Origin of the sequence: Sphingobacterium sp. BIGb0165 (genome assembly GCF_024810095.1) — a bacterium.
Classification (GTDB): Bacteria; Bacteroidota; Bacteroidia; order Sphingobacteriales; family Sphingobacteriaceae; genus Sphingobacterium; species Sphingobacterium detergens.
In genome coordinates this window covers 63456-86765 of record NZ_JANUEB010000004.1, presented here as the reverse complement: position 1 = coordinate 86765, position 23310 = coordinate 63456, and the positions used below count along the sequence as shown (strand labels likewise).

The following is a 23310-nucleotide window of genomic DNA, read 5'->3' as shown; positions in this document are numbered from 1 at the left end:
GGAATATTTTTTTTTGGTACCAGCTATCGGGATGGTTCATTGTTTATATACTATTTATGCTATATACCTATCTACGTATAGGTGATGCACTTTACGCTGTGGCCATCGCTACCGTAGCTTTCCTTTCGTTTGCGACCATTGTGTACACTTACACCTTATTTTTATACCCTAAATTGTACCATGCAAATAAAGTATCGTTTTCCATCACATTGCTGCTCACTTTTGCGCTGGTATCATTTATCAGAATATTTGTGGAAACTCACTTTGTTGCTCTACTTTTTAGTGGTAATTCTTTTTTTAACAGCAGTACGGCTCATATTTCTTACGTATTGGTGACCAATTTCATTGCGCTGGTGCTGGCGGTCTTACTCAAACATGTTTCTATGTCCTTCATCATTATGAAAAAACAGAAAGAGATGGAAAGAAAACAGCTGATCACTGAAATGAAATTGTTGAAAGCCCAGCTGCAGCCACACTTCCTCTTTAATTCACTGAATAATATTTATTATGAAACCTACAAGGAAAGCCCAAAAGCAGCGCTGCTGATCGAGAAACTCTCGCAGATTATGCGTTTCTTTCTAGAAATCAACATGAAGGAGAAAATCCCAATAGAAACAGAGATCTTGTTTATAAAGAATATCATGGATCTGGAACAGGTACGTTGCTATAATCCGATCGCTATTGAAATAAATAGTAATGAAGAGGCGGGAATATTTGTACCACCCATGCTGATGGTTCCTTTAGTTGAAAATGCGCTCAAACATGGCATAGACAAAACAAGCCCTGATAACTATATATTTATTGAAATACAGATAAGAGCACAGCACATTTCTTTTCTTATCAGAAACAGACTTCATCCTGATCCATATAAAGTTAATCAATCGGGAACAGGGCTAAAAAATCTGGAAGAAAGATTGACGCTGCTTTATGCAGATAATTATAAACTATATAGCTCCCAGAAAGGGAGCGAGTTTATAGCAACCTTAATGATCCCGAAAACATGAAAATAAAATGCGTAATAGTAGATGATGAGCCTAATGCAGCCAAGCTTTTGGAAGATTATGTCAGCCGGATTCCATTTCTGGAACTTTGTGGTGTTTATTTTGAAAGTGAAAAAGCAGTCCTAAATATCGGTCACAACAATATTGATCTTATTTTTCTGGACATTAACCTACCGGGACTCAATGGACTGGAACTGGCAAGTATGCTCCCTCCGAATACTAAAATTATTTTTACCACTGCTTATTCGGAATATGCAGTTGATAGTTATGAAAAAAATGCGGTTGATTATCTCTTGAAACCCATCTCATTCAACAGGTTTCTTTCAGCCATTACAAAAGTGAAGGATCAGTTTGCACAGCCGGATGCCAGTGTTCCCACGCTTCAATCCGAAGATCAGCAGGATTCATTTTTTATAAAAATAGGCTATGAAACAGTGAAGATCAATTTTCGTGATCTGAAGTATATTGAAGGCTCCAGAGAATATGTCTTCTTGCACACCATCCAGGGCAAGCAGATGTGCTATAAAAGAATGAAGGAACTCGCCGAACGCCTGCCGGAGTCCTTTGTAAGAGTGCATCATTCTTTTATTGTCAACATCAATCATATCAGCAAAATCGATGCACTACACATCTTTATCCAGGAAGACAAGATCCCTATCGGGACAACTTACAAGGATATTTTTGCTGGTATTATTAAAAATAGATCCATTTAGCGCAACAACAGGACCATGTTTGCTGTGAAAACGGAAATGGAAATTGTCAATAAACAAGGGCCAGAACTATTGAAAAAAGCATCCGAAGAATAGAAACAATCTGTTTAAGGATATAGCCGTGGAAATCCTGCGGCTATTTACTTATATATTGATAATTAACTTTCCCATCTTTAGATACATCTCTTCATCGTCAAAGGGACTGATCGCCTTCGCTTACCACAAAACAGTCAGCCTTGCCTGCAATCTGCACCCTTAACTAACAGGCTCGGCATGCACCCAATAATGAAAAACATCACTCTCTTCACGCTTCCGGTACAACAAGGCAATATTGGATTTCTTTGTTTTCCAGATTTTCAGCACTTTATCTTTCGGTATCGATGATTTAAAAAGTTGCTTAAACTGTTGGTTTAAAACCGCTTCATCACCTTCAAAAGCTGCTTTCCCATACAACTGCGTGATATAGGCTGAAAGCGCCGCACGTTCGTTATCAGCCAGGTCAGGATTCGGTTTCCTAAAATCTGTGGAATCAAATGTGACCGTGAGTGTGGAAGATAATACATGATCGCTATTTCTATTCAGAACCTGAAACTCATAACCCAAGGTGCCATTGCTTGTGTAGCCTGTATTTTGACCTAGATTTTTAACCTGATCCCAACTGACATTCAAAAAATCAGCTGAGGCCGCAATATTCACGTTCATCGAATCCCTTACCAGCCTATTATTGTCCTTATAACCCGATAAAAAGATTTTATAAGTACCAGGAAGGTAGAAATGATGCCCCCATTCCGATGTAAAAGAAAAACCACCCCCAAACCTGCGTAAAAGGCTAAACTTCTGATAGTTACCATCAATTTCCCAGATAAGTGAATCCAGGTCGTTATACATCAATGGTACCGCAATCGATTCATTGGGTCCTTTATATGTGCTGTCCTTTAAGGTGAAGATCACCATATCATAAATACCTGCATTTTTAGTGTTTGCAACAAGATGCAATGGTCGCTGGCTTACTGTCTCTTCTTTGGTTTCCTTATCATCGTCTTGGCCCAACTGTTCGTATTTATCTGAACAGCTAAAGACAAGTAAAGTCGAAAAAGCAAAAACACTTAAATATTTTAACATAGAAATATAAATTACACAATAATTAACCGGACCGTAAGATCCGACAAACCTATAAAATATTTCATTAATTAAGTAATAAAAAAGTATTAATTAAACAACAAAACGCTAGTTTAACAGGATAACTTGAAAATAATTGGTATCAGCAACAAAAGATCAAAACAGCTACTAGCTATAATTTACATAAAAAACAGCATCGCAATAACAGCTAGTAGGATGCTGTTTCAGTAAATTGAAACAGCATCCTACTAGGTTAATCTGCAAGGCTAATAACTGACCACCTTCTCATTGGTCTGGAAATTATCCAAGGAGAACATGGACTTTTTATAATAGCTGACAAAAGAAATACTTCCTTTGGGCTGGATGTCAGTGGGAAACTCCACAGCGAAATCCAATGGCGCCAAGAAAATTGAATCACGCTTATTATCTGATCTATCAAAATATACCCGCGTCCCCTGTAATGGCGAAAAACCGCTACCTACGGTCTCAACGAAAAATAGAGCCTGTTTTCGGCCACTTGGCGAAGTCGTAAAATTGTTGAATACCCTATTGAGGCTCAAGACCGTCGCACCGTAACGTTCACCCTCCACGGATGTCGTTGCTGTCATCGCCTTCGAACTGTCTCCTTCTGCACTAAAGCCACGGGCACTGACCGTATAGCGCGTTTCCTTCAGTTTGTCCAGAAAGATATTTTTTTCTTTTCCGATCTCTGAAGCTGCAATATTATAATACAATGTGTCCCGCAGTGCATTTAAATCATTGGTTACAACCAGGCGTACCCGCTTTATCTTTGGATCGGTGCTCAAACGCATATGCACCTGAGCTCTCCCGTTGCCGGGATATATTGCCAATGAATCCAATGCTCCGGGATAGTAGCGCTCAGCATTCTCCAAATAGGCCTTATAATAGTGATCTTCCTTCTTACAGGCTGCCAGTCCAATTATCAGCGCAGCTATATATATTATTTTTCTTTTCATAATTTTCACTCATTACTATTAGATAATCATCTGCTAACGTTGTCCCCAGAGGGTGATCTCGGACATGATAATAGCAGAAGGATTTTTGTCTGAAGCTTCAATACCATTCCATGTACTCAATACCTTGATACGGATATAGCGGTTCTTATAACGTGGGTCTGCAGGGTTCACATCCGGAAAATCCCATTCTTCACCTTGTTTTACATAATTTTTGTCATCCGTTGTGGCAGCCTGTCCGAAGGGTAATCCCGAAGGTCTTATACTTTCGAAAGTTCCCAATAGAAACCATTTGTCAAAGCTTGGGTCATTCATATCTGGATTGTTTGATCCCCATACCTGGAATTTTTTCACATGGGTGGTCGTATAAGATCCATTTAAATCAGACATCCGTGGCCAGGTTTTGATACGGCTTAGGATAGACTGTGCGCCAAGATCAATTGAGAAAGAAAAAGGAATTGGTGTCGATGCAAACCAGGCCTCATCTCCATGTGATGTCATCTTGTTATCCCATAATGTTTTATATTTCAAACTACGTCCGCCGTAAGTTCCATTAAACGTATCCCAATCTCCGCCGATGGCACCTACCGCAATCTGGGTCAGCTGCCAGGTATCTTTCGGAATCAATATTTCTTCCAGTGGCGCCAGTTCCTTTACGATGGTATCCGAATTATTGCGCCATTTATCTTGAATAAATACCCCAAAAGTGCTCAGGCCTTCGCTTATACCGCGTACACGCAAGGTCTGCGTTTCCAGGCTCGTATAGGCTGTATCAATATTTTTCCAGTTGTTTTCCGCATCCTTTTTCATAACAATGACAACCAGCGGTTGTTTCTCTTTATTGTCAATGTAAATATTGACTCCGCCATAGGTGGAATTAAATTTTGAATCATTTTTCAGGCCCTCCGAGATCAGTCGATTATAAGGTGTAGCGACGTCGACTGTTACGACAATCGGCTTGGACGCGACCTCGCCAACACTTACAGAATAAAGTTCGACATTATATCTGCCCGCAACAGAAAATCCTTCCACCCGAAGCGAATCCTTGTACTGGGTAGATTTAGTCTCTACACGACTGCCGTTGTTCAATACATAGACCGCTTTTACATAGCGGAAATCCTTGTCTGTAGGAAGGTCATATTTGATTACAGCAGCACCGGCCAATGCATAGGTACGCACATTTGTCACCTGCCCCGCTACTGCGCCCTCTTTGATCGGCTGTATCCCCACATCCTCCTTACAGGCCTGGAAAAGAGCAATAGATAGCCCCACAAAGATCAAAAGTCTAAGTAATCCTTTTGTGTTATATACTAAGTTCATATTCATTATTTTAAAAACTACCATCCATAATTTTGAACCATTTTGGGATTTCTACGCAACTCTGCGCGGCTGATCGGCCAAAAGTAATCCCGCTCTGTAAAACTCGGGGAATAGAATACCATCTGTCTGTAGTAAAGGTTGGGGTTTTGCTGATTCACATCATTGCCCACGACCTCCTTGCTCAATTCCTCCGTCCCATCTTTCCAACGGCGTAGATCCCAAAAACGCTTACCTTCAAATGCGAGTTCGATCGTCCGCTCATCCTTTATGATTTTCCGCAAACCATCCTTTGTCGCGGGGCGGCTTGGGTAGATTGAGTACTCCTGCCAAGCTGCTTCTACCCCTTTTAGCCCTGCTCTGGCACGTACTTTATCAATATAAGATATTGCTTCCGCCGTTGGGCCGTTCACTTCGTTAAGTGCTTCGGCATAAAGCAGGTAAAGGTCTGCCAAGCGGATCACTGGAGCAATGAAGGATACAATACTCATTGAATTGGAAGCCCCAAAGGTATTTTCATAGTTCACATACTTTTTAACACCGTATCCCGTGACGTTATAGTAAGTACCATTGTTTATCCCCACATTTCCCCCCAGCCTATAAAAGGTACTAAAGGCTCCTGCTTCTGTGGCGTTGCTCCGCATAAAATAGCGTCCACCATCGAAAGAGATATTGCCATAGAAACGTGGCTCACGGTCCAAATGTAGGCGAATAGTCTGGTTGTTGAGGGCCACATCATATTGGTATTTGGGATCGGTCACGTTGACCACCTCAAAACGTTGGCTATAAGGATAACTTTTGTCCTCGTCTATGGGTACTCCATTGGCGCTATAGTATTTAGCGATCATATTCTGACTAGCCGAAAGAAAGGAACGAATACTTGCATTCGACTGTGTATTGGCATCCCATCCGCGTGGCATATAGGATAGCTGAACGTCGTTGCTGATCAGATTATTGGAGTAAAACCAGAGTCCTTCCGTATTATCTTTATTTTGGCTAAAAGCCAATCTCGAGCTCAGCTGTGCGATAGCCTCAGGACGGGTGATGTTAACTCCGGGAGGCGCTTGCCAGACAAATAGCGACTTCCCTCCCTGCTCAGCTGCTTCAATAGCCTCCCGGCATGCATTGGCGGCACTGATCCATTTCTCAGCCGAATAAGTGGTATTAAAGAGCTGCTTGCCGTTCTGATTTTTGATCGTCGCCACCAACGATTGGTTGCCATTGAACAGCGGACTTGCAGCGTACACCAGTACTTCTGCTTTGATTGCCTTAGCGGCTATCCGGTTCACACGTCCCATTTCGGCATTTACATCAACCACATTGGGGTCAAGAAACTCCATGGCACCATCAATCGTTTTGATAATATAGGTAAACACATCATCGACCGGCTGCCGCTCAACGGCATAGTTTTCCAAATCCGACCCTACCGGGATAAATTTGTCCATGATAGGAATAGGTCCATAACGTTTCAACAATTCATAATGATAAAAAGCTTTGAGAAATGTTGCCTCAGCTTTCCATTTATCACGTTCTTCGATAGGCATATCCGGTACCTGACCGATACTATCTATAAAGATATTGCAATCCGAAATACCGCGCCAGAGACTGGATGTACCATCCCATTCGTTGAGCAAAGGGCTATCCGCATTCTGTGCGCCACGGAGAATGTTTTTACCGGCAGACGCAATCTGTTCATTTGTCCATATCTCTCCGGCACCCATAATGGCGGGGTTAGCATTGTAACCACTAAAATTAGGCATGGCATTATAACATGTAGCCAGATAGCGTTCGGCCATTACCCTACTTGCAAAAGCATGTTCGAGTATCGGTACATTATCCGGTACGACATCTACATATTTACTGCAGGATGCGCTGGCAATGACCAATAACACACCAATTAAATATTTTGTAATTTCTCTTTTCATAATTAAAAGCTTGCATTAATACCAAGGTTAAACACCCGTTGTAGCGGATAGCCCAATCCGTTACCACCGAGCTCAGGATCCCACATTTTGAAACTACTGAATTTCAGCAAATTGGTTGCGCTGGCATAGACTCTAAACCGCTGAAATTTATAGCGTTTGGCGACTGCCGGATTTAATTCAAATCCCAGTTCGACCTGTTTGAGACGAAAGACATTACCATTACGCATCCAAAATGTACTTGTCTGCGTGTTATTCGCCATCGGCGTACTACTCAATCGTGGCCATAGGGCATATGGATTTTGGTTACCTTCTGACCAATAGCTGTCTGCCCACACCTGTAGCACGGCATTCGGCGCCGTTACACTGCCAAATGGAGCAGATCCGGCATAAGTCGGATTGATAAACAGGGAGGTCTGCGCCATGCCTGCAAAAAAGAAAGAAAAATCAAGTCGTTTATAGCCCGTACTCAAGCCAAAACCATAATTGATCTCGGGAGTTGTCGGCAATCCAATAGGCACCATATCATTGGAATTAATGACGCCATCTTTATTGATATCCAAATATTTTATGTCCCCGCCGAGTACCTGCTCAGAAAAAGTTTGTGCCGGACTGTTGCGTACTTCATCGTCATCAATAAACAATCTTTCAGCAACATATCCTCTTTGCTGTGTGGCACTTAGGCCAATCCTACTTAAGTAAGGGTATTCGTATTGCGGTTCTTCGTAATTAACGTATTTACCAGTCGCGTAAGTAAAAGTACCCCGGGCCTGAAACCATAGGTCGGAGTTTACAGATTTTGAATAGTTCATTTCGGCATCAACACCCCGCGAACTATACTTGCCAACATTGGCCAGGATATTCGCCGAATAACCTGCCGTAGATGGAATGGAAGCTCTCGTCTGCACGATATTCGAGCGCTTTTGGTTGAAATAGTCAACAGTCAATTTAAATGCGCTTTTAAAAAGCCCTAGCTCAAGACCTAGGTTGGACTGTCTGGAAATCTCCCAGGTGATGTCGTTGTTCTGGTATTGTCTGATATCGATACCATTGATCGTTCGGCGGGTTTCTCCGGGCATCCCCCATGTATAGGACTGATTCCCCGAATTGAGCTCTACATCCGAAAGATAAAAGAAGCGGGAACTAGTCGCAGAAATCACGTCATTTCCCACCAGACCGTGTGTAGCCCTCAATTTAAGGAGTGAAACAACATCCCGGTAGGGTTCCATAAAGCTTTCATTCTGTACATTCCAGGCAAGGCCCGCTGATGGGAAAAATCCCCAGCGATGTTTATCTGCAAAGCGTTCTGAGCCGTTATATCCAAAGTTAAATTCTGCGGAATACCGTTTATCGAACGAATAGGTAAACCGTCCCGAATAGGAAACATTGCGGTAAGGCAATGTATTCAGTAAAGATGGGGTACGGGTATCAGGCTCCACACGGTCCTGGATTGCTGTTAAAAACATTCCGCTGAGCGCGTGTTTGCCAAATGTACGGTCATAGAGGATCTGATTTTCCAGACGGAAGATAGCAGCGTTGGTGCGATCTGCGGGGCTATAATCCAGATATTCTGTTCCCTGCTCAGGATTGAGTGGATTATAATAGGGCGAATGGCTTGCGTCATACCCCATAAACTCATAATAGAAAGGTTTGTACTGTCTATTTTCGGCGAAATAAGAATTACGCGTCACGTTGAGCATGCCACGATAACGGAGCCCCTCCGTCAGGAAATCCAGTTTTTGATTCAATTCGACAGAAAGCACAATATTGCTGCGCTTGTAGTTTTGGTACCCCTTTACCACCTCGGCATAGGAGTTTAGATAACGTCCATCCTCTGCATTTCCAAACATAGGGTGCCGGATATAGGATTGTTCTATTCCAGGTCTGTATACAGGTTGAAAAAGAACCGGGTTTGAACGCAGGGCATATCTGAATGCATCAGCTCCCCCCACAATCGGACCACTGTAATCCTGAAGATTGGCCAATGCTCTTACCGCAAGAGTGGTCGACTTGGTCACATTGATATTGATGTTGCTCCGAAGGTTATACACCTTGAAATCAACATTGTTATTGAAATTATTCAGGGGATCCACTTTGATCAAGCCAAAGTCCCTGGTCATATTCCCACTGATATTATACTGCGCAATCTGACTTCCTCCGGTAATAGTCAGGTTATAGTTCTGGGTATTGGTTTTTTCTTTGATCAACATACCGAGCCAATCGACAGCGGGATAGGCATAGGGATCATCTCCAATTTCTGTACGGGCAATTTTTTCGGGAGAATATAGGTTTCGACGTTCTGTCAGCGGGTCGCGGGTCATATAGGCCTCATTCTGCATTTTCATCCAGGTGACCGGATTTGCGATCTTCACCTTTTCTGTGGGTGCCGACAGGCGTTGATCCACGCGAAAATTAAGACGTGCAGGGCCCTCTTTCCCCATTTTGGTCGTCACGAGCAATACACCATTCGCTCCTCTAGAACCGTATACGGCCGCCGCTGCGGCATCCTTCAGCACCGAAAAGCTTTCAATATCATCCACAGGGATCCTGGCGAGATCATTCGCGGTAACCTCCATATTATCAACCAAGATCAGCGGCGAATTATTGACACCGAAGCTCCCCACACCGCGGATAAAGAAGTCTGCATTGTCGAGCCCCGGTTCACCACTGCGCTGAAAAGAAATCATCCCCGCAACCCTACCCTGTAAGGCTGTGGTAAGATTGCTACTTCCGGTACGCAACTCGCGCGGAGATACGGTAGTAACCGCACCGACCACACTCTCCCGCAAGGTTTTTTGACCAAATGCCGTCACGACAACTTCATCCACATAAGCCGAAGACTGCTCTAGAATAATGTCGATTTTAGTCCGTCCAGCGATTGGAGCCTCTTCAGTACGATAACCTACCATTTTGAATACCAGTACCTCCGTGGCAGGTACCTTGAGAATATAATTACCGTTGAGGTCCGTGGTCGTTCCTACACTAGGTTTGCTTTTGAGATGGATGGTTACACCGGGCAATATGGTACCGAGGGAGTCCTTGACCGTACCTGTCACTTGCACTTCACGCTGGATCGTGCTGCTTACCATACCCGGTGAGGGGTTCTTTTTCGTAGGCTTCGGTACGATGACAACCGTCCCTTCGTACATTTGATAATCTAAAGGCTGGTTTTGCAATAATTGTTTTAAAGCAAGTTCCAACGGTACTTTTGTCAAATTGATATTGACACTGGAAGCCTTCCTTAAGGTAGCTTCTTTATAAATAAAGCGATAACCTGTCTGCGCTTTAATTGCTCCCAAGGCATTTTCCATCGTTGAATTGTTCAATTTAAGGCTAACTTTCTGGGCCAGACCTTTTGAAGCTGCACTCAACGTCCCCATAATTACGAGAAATACAGTAAGTTTCATGGTTAGTAGTGTTTTGAACAGCATATGGCTACGCCATCTGACAAATAGATTTTGCCATATATACTTAAATTCCATACATTTGATTAGATAAGGTTTTACTTGTAATTGTGTTAGTACTATAGTTCGTTTAGAACCTTATATACTGACTGGGGGTATTCCCGTACCTCCAGTTTTTTTTAAGATTCTTTGGTATTGCATGTTGATTACTTTATCATGGACCTCCTTTTTGATTTTATCACTAATGTTCTATTGTTGATCTGGATATCCAGACCGGTTACCCCTTCCAATACCGCACATACCGCCTGGATAGATTCGGTTCGTTTGATTCCCCCTTGATATTTTTCTTCACTGACCGCATGTTTATATTCGACATCAATATCATACCAACGGGCAACCTCGTTCATGATACTCTTGAGGTCTTTTCCGTCAAAATAGAAATAACCTTCCTTCCAGGCGAGGGCTTCTTCTGTATCCGCTTTTACCACAGTGATCTGTCTATTGTTGATCAATGTTGCGTTTCCTTGACCGATCAATACCGACTCGTCCGCGACACTTACTTTTATCTTCCCTTCGGTCAGTATGGTCTTGATCTGACCTTGTTTGAGGTGCGTATTGATATTAAAAGCTGTACCCACCGCCTCAACAGTAGATTCGCCCACTTTTACGCGAAATGGCTTCGAAGGATCCTTTGCGACCTCAAAAAAGGCTTCGCCATTAATCGCTACGCGTCGTTCACTGCCCGTAAATACAGAAGGATATTCTATTTCAGAATCGGCGTTTAACCAGACAACTGTTCCATCATTTAACTGAACACGATAGGTCCCACCAACTGGTACACTAAGTTTATGGATATGTACCTCGTCTTTGCTTGTCGTTGCATAATCCAATTGGTTATCGGTTATTTTCATCAGATTTCCACCTTCGCGGATTGTCGTACTGTCGTTCCCTCCTAAGCGTATCGTCTCGCCATTTGACAAGGTCAACACGGCCTGCTGTTTTCCCGGAAGTACATTTTTATTTATTTGAGCAACTAGGGGTGCTTTTTCAACTCCGGAAAAATACGAGACCGCCCAGACTCCAAGACAGAGGGCCGCGACAATAGAAGCTGCCACCAACCATCTTCCTTTTTTTTGTCGCTTACGATATAAGTGAGCCTTGGCTAAGGTAGATTCCCACTTGAGCTGAATATCATTGTTCATATGCGCATTCAGCAGTTCGCGAATTTCGTCCTGTTTGACCTCTTTATTCTCCAACCAGATCTTTATCCGTGGATACGATACCTGAAATTGCTGCAACTCCAACAGTTCCTCAGCGGTTATAGTTCCACTGAGGTACCGTTCCATTAATTGAGCTATCCTTAAATAATTTGATTCCATAATTTAAATATATGAGGTCATGTATCCGTTATAGGCACAGGAAAAAGACGCCATCTATTAACAAGACGCGCGAGCAGGAAGAAAGGATGACAAGAAAATTAAAAAAAATTAAAACAATAGGATTTTGATGGAACGCAACACCGGAAACAATACTTTTTTAATTGTTGCCATAGCCCTGCGTTTTTGGGTTTTGACCGTATTGATCGAAATTCCGTAGCTTTCAGCGACCTCCAGATTCGATTTCTCTTCTATGTAAGCCATTTTGAAAATATTCTGACTGGCCTCGGGGAGATTACGGATTGAAGCATAGAGCTGGTTAATGGCTTCGGCATAAATGATATTTTCCAATAGATCTTCATCGGATATTTCAGTAGCCGGATTGACCTGACGATAATTATGGATTACCTTTACTTTTCGGAGATGACTTAGCGAAGCATTCTTGACCATCGCATAAATATAGGATTTGGCAGCTTGGGTATCTTTTGGAAGGACAGTATCCTTGTCCAGCAATTTAACAAACACATCCTGTACAATATCCTCCCCAGTCTCGTTACTGCCCACCAAACGGCACGAAAGTTCTACGAGCCCGTAATAATTCTGCTCAAATAGTGCTTTTATATTATTTTCCATTAGGTTCGACGGCATGAAACTGAACTGGTTAAAATCGATTACTTTCGGTGGTTAATATAGTAATTTAAAACTATATTCATACTATTTTAACAGGAAAGGCTTCGCAATTTTTCAGTCTGTCCTATGAATAGAATTGATCCCTGTATAACCATAAGCAAGGATCAATTCATTCCGGGATCAAGTATCGTCGATCATCGTACCGATTGGCCCGGTTATCTGCCGGGGCTCCCGATCGTCTATGCGGGCAAGCAAAAAGCGCCGAATTCATGCGGGCGCTATGAAACGTTGGCTGCCTTAAATCAAAGCGCGCTTTATGCGCCTTCGGTTGCCGATAAAAATGCAGCCTTAAATCCCCTGATCGTGATCAGATTCAGAATCGCGGCTTCATCACGTTTTTGGGTCCGTACCGTGATCGTACATAGTTTATCCTGTAAGTCTGCCGAAATATATTTTAGATCAGCAATATGCCGACTGAGATAGGTTATTAGATCGGCACGTTTGGCCAGCACCTGGGCCGAAACAGCAAAGGTTAGTAAGTAATATTTCATTTTTCCCTATATTTTTTGATCCATGACGAAATTCATAGCTCCACACCGATTGTCCCGATCAGCTTAGACCATATGCTCGTTATTTAGCGTAACAAATATAAAAATTTTTGACCATTAAACAACAATAGTCAAAAGTAAAGAATAAAAAAATGATAGTGCTCCAGCGCTACAACAGATCAAATGAATATTAATAATTTATTAATATTCGTAAAACGCAGAGGTATAATTGCCTATCTATATTTGGTCTTTGCTTAATTATCATGGCTAATTATGAATTTACAGCGCTTACAGATCAGGAACTGCTCGATTTGGTTCAATCGGAAGACAATAAAGCCGCTTTTTCCGAACTCTATAACCGCTATTGGGAACCTTTGATCAATCTTGCAGGGAAAAGGATGCTCTCCCTTGCTATGGCAGAGGAAATCGTTCAGGATGTTTTTGTCAATTTTTATTTACGGCGGAAGGAAATCCAACTCAGCCATTCCCTTTCGGCTTACTTAAAAACAGCGATTAAATTTCAGGTCTTTAAAACCTATCGGGCGCAAAAGATCCAGGATAAATATATCGAAACAGTAGCCTACAGCGGGTATACCGCTCCTATTCAGCCCGACAATATCCTCGAGGCGAAACAAATCCATGCCGAGATTTTTCAGATCACCGAAAAAATGCCAGCCACCTGCAAAGAGGTTTTTCTATTGAGTCGTTTCGAAAAACGTTCAAATCAGGATATTGCCGACCAATTGAACATTTCTGTGGCTATGGTCCGTAAGCACATTACGAAATCCATGAATATCATGCGCAGCGAAATCAAAGAACATCAAATGGATATTTTCTATCTGGTGCTGCTGTTGTATATGTACAAAAATTAAGTAAAATCATTTTTTTTGAAATTCCTGTTCCCGCTTTTGAATACTTAGGGTACTAGTTAGTATAAAGCAAAGGAAATGGACGATCAAAATCAACAGATACTCGATATACTCGCTAAGTACGAAGCAGGAACAATAACCGAAGAGGAGCTGCTGCTGCTTGAAGATTGGTACGCTTCATTTGAAGCTAATCCAGATCTCATCGATGGTTTAAGCTCCGAAGAGCGTGCGGTCAGAAAAAAACAACTGGAGGAAAAGATCTTCGACCAGATTGATCTGGAGACAGCCCCCGTAGCAGAAATGTCCAAAAAGCGATTTTTCCTGAATCCGGGTAATAGGCTATGGCAAGCTGCCGCATCCTTAGTTCTCCTTTGTGCAGTCTCATTTTACATCTTCCAGAAGCAGGCTGACAAGCTGCCCATCAGTACCAAAGAGCAGAGCAGCACCATCAATCCCGGAACGGATCAAGCCACCTTAACACTCGGTAATGGTGAAAAGATCCTGTTGGATAACTCCAAAAACGGGGAACTCAGCGCCGAAGGTAACATTCATATCAACAAACTGAAACCGGGCAATCTAGTTTATACAGCCAGCAAAAAGGTCAGCAAGGTGCATTCCAATACACTTTCTACCCCGCGGGGTGGCAGATACCAGTTGACCTTAGCCGACGGCACCCAGGTCTGGTTGAATGCACAATCTTCGATCACCTACCCTTCAGCCTTCCAGGGTTCTTCGCGGGAAGTGACGATCACCGGTGAAGTGTACTTTGAGGTGGCGCACAACACTGCCATGCCCTTCCGGGTGAAGTCTGAAAATCAACTGATCGAAGTGCTAGGCACACACTTTAACGTCAATACCTACAACGCCAAATCTAGTGCCAAAACGACCCTCTTAAGCGGCTCCATCGCCCTGACCAATACCCATCAACGCATTATCCTCAAGCCTGGTGAACAAGGCATTGTCGCCGCACATTCGATGTCCGTAAAAAATGTAGATCCCGCTGAGGTAATCGCCTGGAAAGAAGGGTATTTTGACTTTACGGATGCTGATATCGGCAGCGTTATCGACGAACTGGGGCGTTGGTATAATGTGGACATCCACTATAATGGCACCGCAACAAATGAAACCTTTACAGGAAGAATACCGCGGTCCTGGCCTTTTGAAAAAGTATTGAATCTATTAAAAACGTTTAAAAGCATTCAGGTAGGGATGCAAGGAAGGAGGCTTATTGTAGAAACAAAATAACACACAACCTAATGTCTAATTCCAAAAAAAGCCAATAGTGGTCGTAACACTACTGGCCTATAGCCGGAATAGGCAAATGAATTTCTCGATCCGATTTAACACATATTTCAGCTTAACAAATGTATAAAAAAAATACAAAAATACTATTGAAAATGAAGCTAACCACCTTCATGACACTTTTTGGCATGCTACAGATCAGCTTTGGGGCGATAGGACAAAACATCAGTCTCTCCGAGAAGAAAAGCTCCCTGGCCAAAGTATTCAAAAAAATAAGTACGCAGACAGGTTATGGATTTTTAGTAGAAGGCAGCCTTCTTAAAATGTCCAGACCGGTCACGATAGAAACCCGAAACACTGATATAAATAGTGTACTGGCAGAAATTTTCAAAAACCAACCGCTGACCTTTGTACTGAAGGACCAATCCGTGATCGTTTCGGCAAAGAAAACAGCCGTTATCCCCGTTTCACTATCCCGGAGCACAGACAAAATCGGAACGCAACAACAGGGAAATATCAGCGGAAGGATCACAAACGAAAATGGTGAAGCGCTCGCAGATGCGAGTATCACTGTGCTCCAAACTAGCCAGTCTTTAAAAAGTAAAGCCGATGGAAGCTATACGTTGAATATCCCCGCCGGAACCTATACGATTGAGGTCAGCTACATTTCCCATCAGACAAAAAGGATCACCGACATCGTTGTCCATGCCGGGAAGCAGACCAACCTAAGCGTCGTTTTAAAGGATGTGGTCAAAAGCCTGGAGCAGGTCGTTGTCACAGGAAGTTATAAACAGGAAAGTATTGCTTCCTTATATACCAAACAAAAAAATGCAGCGACGATCTCCAACGGAATCAGTCGCGAGCAAATAGCCGTTTTACCGGACAAAAACGTTGGTGAGACCTTAAAACGCATCTCTGGTGTCAGTACCAATGACAACCGTCGTGTCGTTATCCGGGGTATTGCCGAACGGTATAACCTGGCCATGATGGATGGAGCCACCCTCCCGAGTACCGATGTCCAGGTACGGGACTTCGAATTTGATATTGTACCGAGCAACCTGATCGACAATGTCGTTATCCACAAGACTTCATCGCCAGATCTGAGCTTTGGTTTTGGTGGTGGACTGGTCCAGATCAATACCCTGGCTATTCCAGTCAAAAACTTCACCTCCTTTTCGGTGGGAAGCAAGTATATCAATGGGTCAACGGGCAAAGATTTCCTGGGCTACGGCCGTGGCGGCTGGGACTACCTGGCATTTGACGATGGCACGCGGGGCAATTTCCCAAGGGATTTAACCGTATTCAACGGTATCAATTATGATCCCGCCAACCCTTATAAACCGGTGCCTGAAGGCGTGACGCCTTTTACACCCGAAATGATCGCTGCGCAGAACAAACGCATCGGCGGATTAGAACGTTTGGGTACACGAAAATATACCGCCCTACCCGGGCAAAACTATCAGTTCAGCCTGGGGCGGAGTTACAATACAATGAAAGGTATCTTTGGATTTGTAGGCTCAATCAGCTATCGAAATGAACAGTCTATTGATAACATCTCCAATTTTGAAAGGGGCAATTGGCAGAAAGTCGAGGGGACAACCTACGATATAAGCACTGGAAAAGAAATCCATCCGACGACCTCCATGCAGTACAACTTTAATTCGAGCTTAAGCGGATTGATCAACCTGGGCTGGAACAGCAAAAATCACAAAATAACCTCCCGCAACTTTTATTCCCGCATGTTCAACAATCAGTTTTCTGTGATCCAGGGCTGGGGAAATGATATCGGCCACGATTCGAGACCTGCCATCCGGGAGTATGACCGCCCCAAATTTATCAATATGCTCCAGAATAGGTTGGACGGAGAACATCGCTTCGGCAATTTTAAGCTAGAATGGAATGTAGCCCGCAATCGCCTGAACAACCTGGAGAAAGATGCTACCGAGGCCTGGATCGCCCCGATTGGCACCCTGAATGACACCATTTACAATGTCGTCCCTTCGCACTATGCCAATGCCGGAGACGGGACGTTTACACGTTCCGAATACCATTATACGGAGACCAATAAAATTGCTGAAGGCGCATTGAGCTACCAGACGAACTGGTTCGGTCAAAAGCAAACCCTGAAAGCCGGCTATCAGTTTATGGATCGGCATGGACTTTTTGAATGGGTCTCCCTGCCAATCGTTTCGGTCGGAGCCAATACCTTCGCCCCCGTAAATACCTGGTCTAAATACCTGGAGTTTAAGGATCCGTTGCATGGGATGTTCTATTATCCAGCCGCGTTCTCCATCAGTGCCTATGAAGGGAAAAATATCAACCAGGCTGTCTATGGAATGATGGACAACAGGTTCAATTCCTGGATTCGACTGACCTGGGGATTACGTGCCGAATACTTCAAGTATAAAAGCTTGCAAAACGGCGATAATGACTTGCAGATGGATGCACGCACCATTGCCATGCGTAAGCAACGCTTTGTCGATCCAAAAACCGGAAAATTGGTGGGCATGACGGCAGATCCCGAAACCGAAGAGAAAACCTGGCGCTATCTTCCATCGGCGAGCCTGACATTGACGCCATTACAGGATTTCAATATCCGGATGGCCTATTCGCAGTCGGTGGTACGCCCCGCATTGATTGAAAACTCCAGAATGGTGCGTCAGGATCCGGCACTGGGCGGAGCTTACCGTCGGAATGAAGGCGTCCTGTCTACCGTAATTGACCACTATGATATGCGTTTGGAATGGTATCCTTCCATTGCGGAAGTCATTTCTATTGGATTTTTCTATAAATATTTTCAGAACCCGATCGAGTTGTACCAGCAGATGATGGATTCCTCACACCGCATCTATGTAACCACCAATAACTCGGAATGGGCCAAAATAAAGGGACTGGAATTTGATATCCGCAAAAACTTAGGATTTATGCTACCGGGCTCCCTATTGGAGAATTTTAATTTTAGTGGAAACATCACGCTTCAAAACTCAGAAGTACAATCGGCCGAATTCCGGTCCAAGGGCATCGGCACCGATAAATATGGAAATACCTTTGAATACCGGGAAAAACAATTCCTGAAAAGTAAGCGTCCGCTCTATGGACAGATACCTGTAGTCTATAATGCGGCATTACAATATGCCGGAGACCGCTTAGGTGCTAACGTGGCCTTCAACCATATGGGGTATAAAACCTTTATGACTGCCATGAGTGAAGACCTGATCGAATACGAGCGCCCCCGGAATCAGCTAGACGCGCAACTGAGCTACAAATTATTGAAAAATAAAAATCTGGACCTCAAACTGAACCTGAGCAATCTGTTGAACAGTCCATTCCGTTTTTATGTAAACAGACCCGAAACGTTCAAAGTGCAAGATCGATGGAAAGGCTTATCAAATTCCGAGTGGCCGACCCAAGAGTGGGATGAGATCTACGAATGGAAGTTTGGCTTTTCCCAAAAATATGAGGAAGGTTACTACGAGACCTCCGAGGATGGAACCAAAAAGACACGCGTAGGCGACAAAGAAACCTTCAACCGGAAAGTGGGCAGCTCCTTTAGCCTATCCATCGGATACACATTTTAAATCAACCGTTATGAAAACAAAAATAATCTTAACAGCCACGGCGATCTCCTTTTTTCTGCTCTTCACCCTCCTGTCGTGCAATAAAGGCGGAGACGATCTGCTGTATCATTCCAATGTACATATGATCAATTTAAGCGGTTACAATAACAGCAATGAGGAACTTGTTCTTCAATTGGATACATTTAGCGCGACAGTGACGCCAGCCTTTAGCAAAATCGCTTTCGGGGCGAATTATAATTTCAATGACCCAGCCAAGCAGCACTTAAAATTTACCATGAAGTCCAAAGCGACCGATAAAATTCTTTTGGAAAGAGAAATCAGGGCCAACGACACAGCGGTCTCGACAAACCTCAATATTATCTACATGGACGGAAAAGTGGCCGATTTTCCAACGCTTCCGGCACCAGTAGAGGGCAAAGTGCAATTAATCTATATGCTCCAGTCCAATATTTTAAATTACAGCGAACCCGTGGATATTGTATTTGGGAAATACTATTTTACGCCCAAAGTGTTTGAAGAGGTCATCCGGATCAAAAACTTAAAACCCAATGAATTCTCCCTGCCCATTACTTTTGATCCATTTCCGTTAGGAATACAGGATTACAAAGGGGAAAAAACGTCGGTATTATTTCGGGCCTATATTTATAAAGCTGGGACAAACATCCCCTATACGGAAGGATCTCCATTTGAATTTAGCCTGCTGACCTCGGGTGCGCCTGTACCCTCGCCCACAAAAGCCATTTCCAAGCTGTTTATCATCAACGAAGCTCCGCTTAATAATATTATACGGTTTAATAAGGTTTTAGAATTATAATTTATGAAAAATTTATTGACAAAGACATTTTTCCAACCTATTACGGTCCTGCTGATCAGCATTTCCTTCTTTTTCAGCGCCTGCAACAAAGACACTATTGAGGTAGAACGTGCAATGCATATTCTGATCAATGGCTATAATGGCGGTGAGCACCCTTTAGTGATCGCGATTGATACCACCGTTTTTGATCATAAAAATGGTGATTTTATCATTCAACCCCAGAGCAATATTCATTTTGCTACTGCTTATAGCTACAAAATACCCAAAAAGAGATTTGTTACTTTAACCGACACGTTGACAAAGAAAGTGGTCTATAGTGCTGAATTGCCTGAAAACACCATCAAAGTAAATTTCAATTACCTCTATTTTGATGGAAAGGTACAAGCAGTGGTCCCTCCCGCTGCGGACCCCAATATCAATAAATTAGGCTTTTACATTTATGATAAAAGCATAGATTTCCCGATTGATATTTCTTTACAAAAGGTCAATGCAACTTCGGGCGATGTCCGTAAAGAGTACATTGCAAAAAATGTGCTTCCCGGAAGATGGGTCTATGTCGATTATCTGCCACTCAAGGATTTTGACAAAAACGTCGATCTGATGAGTGCCACAGTTAATTTCACAAAGGCCAATACAGATGAATGGGCTTTTGAAGGCGATGAAACAAAAAGTAAGTTGCCCGCCGGCGGATTCTTTTTCCCAAAATTGAACGACAAGGGGAAAGTTCAGCCCTATTTTATTGCACCCAACGTGCCGAACCAAACATTCAGCCGACTTTTCTTCTATTTGGATTAACCGGATCCAAGGGTAATCATTGTCGAGCAAGCGCGTCTAGCCCAGGCGCACCTGCTCGACAATTGTTTTTTTGAAAATGGAGTCTATCCGTCATCGCCCTTAGCACCAGGCCAAGCCACTGTTGTATGCTACCTTAAAAATGGTATACGCCAGGCTGCAATTCAAACACCCGATAATTATCTTCAGTTGCTAACGAACGGATCCTTTTTTCATCCGGCAGCAACTGTATATGATCTTCCTTTGGAATCTTTAGCGTGGCTGTCGTATTGGGTGGAACAGCTATTTCCAGCTGCAGCTTGCCTGCCTCCCTTTTCCAGTGGACTTTGATCAAACCACCCGGAGCCCTAAAGGCTGTCTTCACCCAGCTGATAGGCACATCCCCGCTTCCCGGCACCTGTATGACAAAGGAGCGATATCCCGGGCTCAAGGGTTTTATCCCAGCCAGCCCATCGATATACCATGCACCGGGATATAAAAATGAACTATGGAGGAGCGAATGCCCCGGAAGGTCTTTTTCCCACATTTCCCATATCGTTGTGGCTCCATTGGCCTTCATATATCCCCAGCTGGGGTAGGTTTCCTGTTTCAGCATGCTATAGAGCAGATCATGACGACCGACGGACCGCAAGTACTTGAACAGTAATGCTCCACCAGTGATCCCCGCATGAATATGCCCCTGATGCTTGACCAGGACATCTTGCGCCAACTGTTCAAGAATTTTTTCCCTATCATCCACTTTGGCAACTTCCGACAACAGGGCCAGCGCCTGATTCGCCATGGAGCCGTCAGCATACAGATGCGTTTTTGTGTTGTAAAATAAGCGGTTAATGGTATCCGTTGCGAGCTCTACCTGTTTTTCCCATTCCTCTGCCTGCTCCTTTTCGCCGATCGCCAAAGCAATCCGGACAGCTGTCCGCAGGTTGTATACCCTGTACAGGTTATTGAAACAAATGTTTTCAGCTTTGTTGTTGTTCATTCCCTCCGCGGTCGCATTAGGCCATAACCAATCCCCCAAAAAGTCCCAGGTACCACCATAGGGTTGGAGGATATGATCATGGACATGCGTATTGATGTACGCGATCCAGGTCCTGATCAGATTGAAATTGTTTTTTAATATGTTCAGGTCACCATAGTGCTGATAATGAGTCCAAGGGAGAACAACGACAATTCCGCCCCAGGCCGGACCACCACCACCCCAATAGGTAGGAGCAGTATGCGGAAGTATGCCATTATTGAATATACGGCCACTGGTTTCTTTCTTTCGGGCCCAGGATGGATCGTTCATATCGCCCACCATAGATTCTGTGCCCTGCACATCGCGCCAGTCCTGCATCCATTTTTCATAGAATGCCGCCATATTGAAGTTGGCCATACCAGTTTCTGAGGTGGCATGCGCATCGCCACCATAGCCCATGCGCTCGCGTTGCGGACAATCGACGATCATTCCCCCCAGGGAAAGATTGCTGTACGTCCATACGATACGGTCATAGATCCAATTCTGTAAACTATCTGAACAGCTAAATTCAGTCACGGGCGTAAATCCGGTGCGGATGGCCCAACCTTTTATCGCGCTCAGCTCAGGCTTTTCCTTTGCACCACGGATTGTAATCCATCGGCCAGAACTATAGTTGAATCGGTTTCTGAACGTACCCTGCCCTGTTGGCCCAACGATATAGGCACTTCGGTTTTTAAAGGTCATCTCCTCCTGTGCCCGTTCGGAATAGAGGAAATCAATGCGTTTACCCGGACTACCTTTGACGTTAATCTCGGTCCAGCCCGCAAAATTAACACCCATATCAACGCGATAATCACCATTGGGTAGGGATGTTATACCTACGGGATGGATTTCTTTAAAAAGGACATTGTCTTCGACAGCCTGGGCCGATAAAACAAGCTTAGGCTGAAACTCCTTTGCATGCTTCCATGATTTATCCGAAAAGTCCGGCGAAGCCCAATTGGGAATATCTTTATTTGCGTCGAACAATTCACCACCAAAATTATTCGGAGACCAATTGCCCAGGAGTTTGTTGGGGCTAGGATGTGTTTTCCAGCTTTTGTCCGTTGTGATCAGGGCGAGCTGTTTTCCACTGGTATCGTACAGGCGGGCCTGGGCACGAAGAATGGGACTTCGGGGTTTGTCCGCTGTTGCATACGGTGCATAGATGGACCAGCCGGTACCAAGCCAAAATGCGATCGTATTCTGCCCCCGGTGCAGATAAGCTGCGATATCATAAGTGACATAACGGGCCCGCTTGCTATGATCGGTCACTGCGGGTGTTAAAATCGGGTTTCCGATTTTTTTCCCATTGACATAGATTTCGTGAAATCCGATCGAGGCCACGTAGATCCGGGCTTCCGCCACGTCCTCCGTCAGCGTTATCGTTTTCCTGAACCAAGGGTCATCCAGATTACAGTCTTTCATCTTCGGGTTATAGGTATCCCCTGTCCCTATCCAGTTGGATGTCCAGTCCTTTTGGTCAAATAGCGCACTGGTCCATTTTGCGATCGGACTATACGGGGATATTCTCCCCTGTTCATCCTGAATGGCAACACACCAAAAATAGCCCCGGTCTGAAGTCAGTGGTTTACCTTGATACAGGATATGTTGCGTATCGGATGATTGAATCCAACCGGAATCCCAGCATTCCCCCTTTTTGCGGGCCAATGCAGCAGAGTCTGTATTGACGAGAATCCGGTAAGCGCGCTGTCGTTGGCCATAATCATCGCTATTAGTGGCCTGCGGTAGCCAGCCCAGCCGCGGTTGCCTTTGATCTACACCCAGCGGGTTTGTGCGGTATTCACAGGTCAGCTGATCGGGAACAATGGATACACCAGATTTTTCAGCGGCCCACATTGTCTGACCATAGAAAAAACATAAAAAAATGCTATAAAATACTTTCTGTATGTGCATGTTCATTCCGTTCTTCTTTTCAATAACTGATTACCAAGCCAACAATCCGTCCAGACTACAGCATCCCAAGGAGATACAATTTTCCCGAAAATTTTCTTAC

16 protein-coding genes are annotated in these 23310 nt (G+C 43.9%); 7 read left to right on the top strand and 9 right to left on the bottom strand.

Annotated elements, in window-relative coordinates; genetic code table 11:
• Positions 1–56 precede the first annotated feature (56 nt).
• A complete protein-coding gene (locus tag M2408_RS09730; protein ID WP_259181282.1) occupies positions 57–1004 on the top strand; it encodes a sensor histidine kinase in 948 nt (315 codons plus the stop codon).
• Positions 1001–1714 carry a LytTR family DNA-binding domain-containing protein gene (locus tag M2408_RS09725; RefSeq protein WP_259181281.1) on the top strand — a complete coding sequence of 238 codons (714 nt, stop codon included), beginning with the start codon at positions 1001–1003 and terminating at the stop codon, positions 1712–1714. Before M2408_RS09730 ends, M2408_RS09725 begins: the two co-directional genes overlap by 4 nt.
• A 252-nt stretch (positions 1715–1966) precedes the next feature.
• On the opposite strand, the gene M2408_RS09720 is transcribed toward M2408_RS09725, so the two are convergent.
• The 8 genes from M2408_RS09720 to M2408_RS09685 form a co-directional block, all read right to left on the bottom strand.
• Entirely contained in the window at positions 1967–2833 is an 867-nt protein-coding gene (locus M2408_RS09720) for a hypothetical protein (protein ID WP_259181280.1), read from the bottom strand.
• 263 nt (positions 2834–3096) lie between these two features.
• A complete protein-coding gene (locus M2408_RS09715) occupies positions 3097–3807 on the bottom strand; it encodes a DUF4998 domain-containing protein (protein ID WP_259181279.1) in 711 nt (236 codons plus the stop codon).
• 33 nt (positions 3808–3840) lie between these two features.
• Positions 3841–5124: a DUF5000 domain-containing lipoprotein gene (locus M2408_RS09710; RefSeq protein WP_259181278.1), complete on the bottom strand. Its 1284-nt coding sequence runs from the start codon at positions 5122–5124 to the stop codon at positions 3841–3843.
• Positions 5125–5141: 17 nt separating this feature from the next.
• A complete protein-coding gene (locus M2408_RS09705; RefSeq protein WP_259181277.1) occupies positions 5142–7046 on the bottom strand; it encodes a RagB/SusD family nutrient uptake outer membrane protein in 1905 nt (634 codons plus the stop codon).
• 2 nt (positions 7047–7048) lie between these two features.
• A complete protein-coding gene (locus M2408_RS09700; protein ID WP_259181276.1) occupies positions 7049–10450 on the bottom strand; it encodes a TonB-dependent receptor in 3402 nt (1133 codons plus the stop codon).
• Positions 10451–10653: 203 nt separating this feature from the next.
• Positions 10654–11826, bottom strand: a complete 1173-nt coding sequence (locus M2408_RS09695) for a FecR family protein (protein ID WP_223583145.1) — start codon at positions 11824–11826, stop codon at positions 10654–10656.
• Between the two features lie 108 nt (positions 11827–11934).
• A complete protein-coding gene (locus M2408_RS09690; protein WP_259181275.1) occupies positions 11935–12456 on the bottom strand; it encodes a sigma-70 family RNA polymerase sigma factor in 522 nt (173 codons plus the stop codon).
• Positions 12457–12767: 311 nt separating this feature from the next.
• Positions 12768–13004: a hypothetical protein gene (locus M2408_RS09685; RefSeq protein WP_259181274.1), complete on the bottom strand. Its 237-nt coding sequence runs from the start codon at positions 13002–13004 to the stop codon at positions 12768–12770.
• A gap of 260 nt (positions 13005–13264) precedes the next feature.
• On the opposite strand from M2408_RS09685, the gene M2408_RS09680 reads away from it, so the two are divergent.
• From M2408_RS09680 to M2408_RS09660, 5 genes are all read left to right on the top strand, one after another.
• A complete protein-coding gene (locus M2408_RS09680; protein ID WP_259181273.1) occupies positions 13265–13873 on the top strand; it encodes an RNA polymerase sigma factor in 609 nt (202 codons plus the stop codon).
• A gap of 75 nt (positions 13874–13948) precedes the next feature.
• A complete protein-coding gene (locus M2408_RS09675; RefSeq protein WP_259181271.1) occupies positions 13949–15115 on the top strand; it encodes a FecR family protein in 1167 nt (388 codons plus the stop codon).
• Between the two features lie 152 nt (positions 15116–15267).
• On the top strand, positions 15268–18690 hold the full coding sequence (locus M2408_RS09670) for a carboxypeptidase regulatory-like domain-containing protein (RefSeq protein ID WP_259181270.1): 3423 nt from the start codon (positions 15268–15270) through the stop codon (positions 18688–18690).
• A gap of 10 nt (positions 18691–18700) precedes the next feature.
• On the top strand, positions 18701–19504 hold the full coding sequence (locus M2408_RS09665; protein ID WP_259181269.1) for a hypothetical protein: 804 nt from the start codon (positions 18701–18703) through the stop codon (positions 19502–19504).
• Between the two features lie 3 nt (positions 19505–19507).
• Positions 19508–20299 (top strand): hypothetical protein, encoded by a 792-nt coding sequence (locus M2408_RS09660; protein ID WP_259181265.1) that lies wholly within the window; start codon positions 19508–19510, stop codon positions 20297–20299.
• Between the two features lie 133 nt (positions 20300–20432).
• Here M2408_RS09660 and M2408_RS09655 read toward each other — a convergent pair whose 3' ends face one another.
• On the bottom strand, positions 20433–23216 hold the full coding sequence (locus tag M2408_RS09655; protein WP_259181264.1) for a glycoside hydrolase family 78 protein: 2784 nt from the start codon (positions 23214–23216) through the stop codon (positions 20433–20435).
• Positions 23217–23310: the final 94 nt, after the last annotated feature.

Excerpts from the sequence above, each read along its gene's own strand:
- M2408_RS09680 (WP_259181273.1), top strand. The coding sequence starts at position 13,265 with ATGGCTAATTATGAATTTACAGCGCTTACAGATCAGGAACTGCTCGAT.
- M2408_RS09695 (WP_223583145.1), bottom strand. The coding sequence starts at position 11,826 with ATGGAATCAAATTATTTAAGGATAGCTCAATTAATGGAACGGTACCTC.
- M2408_RS09710 (WP_259181278.1), bottom strand. The coding sequence starts at position 5,124 with ATGAACTTAGTATATAACACAAAAGGATTACTTAGACTTTTGATCTTT.
- M2408_RS09730 (WP_259181282.1), top strand. The coding sequence starts at position 57 with ATGCTATATACCTATCTACGTATAGGTGATGCACTTTACGCTGTGGCC.
- M2408_RS09685 (WP_259181274.1), bottom strand. The coding sequence starts at position 13,004 with ATGAAATATTACTTACTAACCTTTGCTGTTTCGGCCCAGGTGCTGGCC.
- M2408_RS09655 (WP_259181264.1), bottom strand. The coding sequence starts at position 23,216 with ATGAACATGCACATACAGAAAGTATTTTATAGCATTTTTTTATGTTTT.
- M2408_RS09705 (WP_259181277.1), bottom strand. The coding sequence starts at position 7,046 with ATGAAAAGAGAAATTACAAAATATTTAATTGGTGTGTTATTGGTCATT.
- M2408_RS09715 (WP_259181279.1), bottom strand. The coding sequence starts at position 3,807 with ATGAAAAGAAAAATAATATATATAGCTGCGCTGATAATTGGACTGGCA.
- M2408_RS09675 (WP_259181271.1), top strand. The coding sequence starts at position 13,949 with ATGGACGATCAAAATCAACAGATACTCGATATACTCGCTAAGTACGAA.
- M2408_RS09720 (WP_259181280.1), bottom strand. The coding sequence starts at position 2,833 with ATGTTAAAATATTTAAGTGTTTTTGCTTTTTCGACTTTACTTGTCTTT.
- M2408_RS09665 (WP_259181269.1), top strand. The coding sequence starts at position 18,701 with ATGAAAACAAAAATAATCTTAACAGCCACGGCGATCTCCTTTTTTCTG.
- M2408_RS09700 (WP_259181276.1), bottom strand. The coding sequence starts at position 10,450 with ATGAAACTTACTGTATTTCTCGTAATTATGGGGACGTTGAGTGCAGCT.
- M2408_RS09670 (WP_259181270.1), top strand. The coding sequence starts at position 15,268 with ATGAAGCTAACCACCTTCATGACACTTTTTGGCATGCTACAGATCAGC.
- M2408_RS09660 (WP_259181265.1), top strand. The coding sequence starts at position 19,508 with ATGAAAAATTTATTGACAAAGACATTTTTCCAACCTATTACGGTCCTG.
- M2408_RS09690 (WP_259181275.1), bottom strand. The coding sequence starts at position 12,456 with ATGGAAAATAATATAAAAGCACTATTTGAGCAGAATTATTACGGGCTC.
- M2408_RS09725 (WP_259181281.1), top strand. The coding sequence starts at position 1,001 with ATGAAAATAAAATGCGTAATAGTAGATGATGAGCCTAATGCAGCCAAG.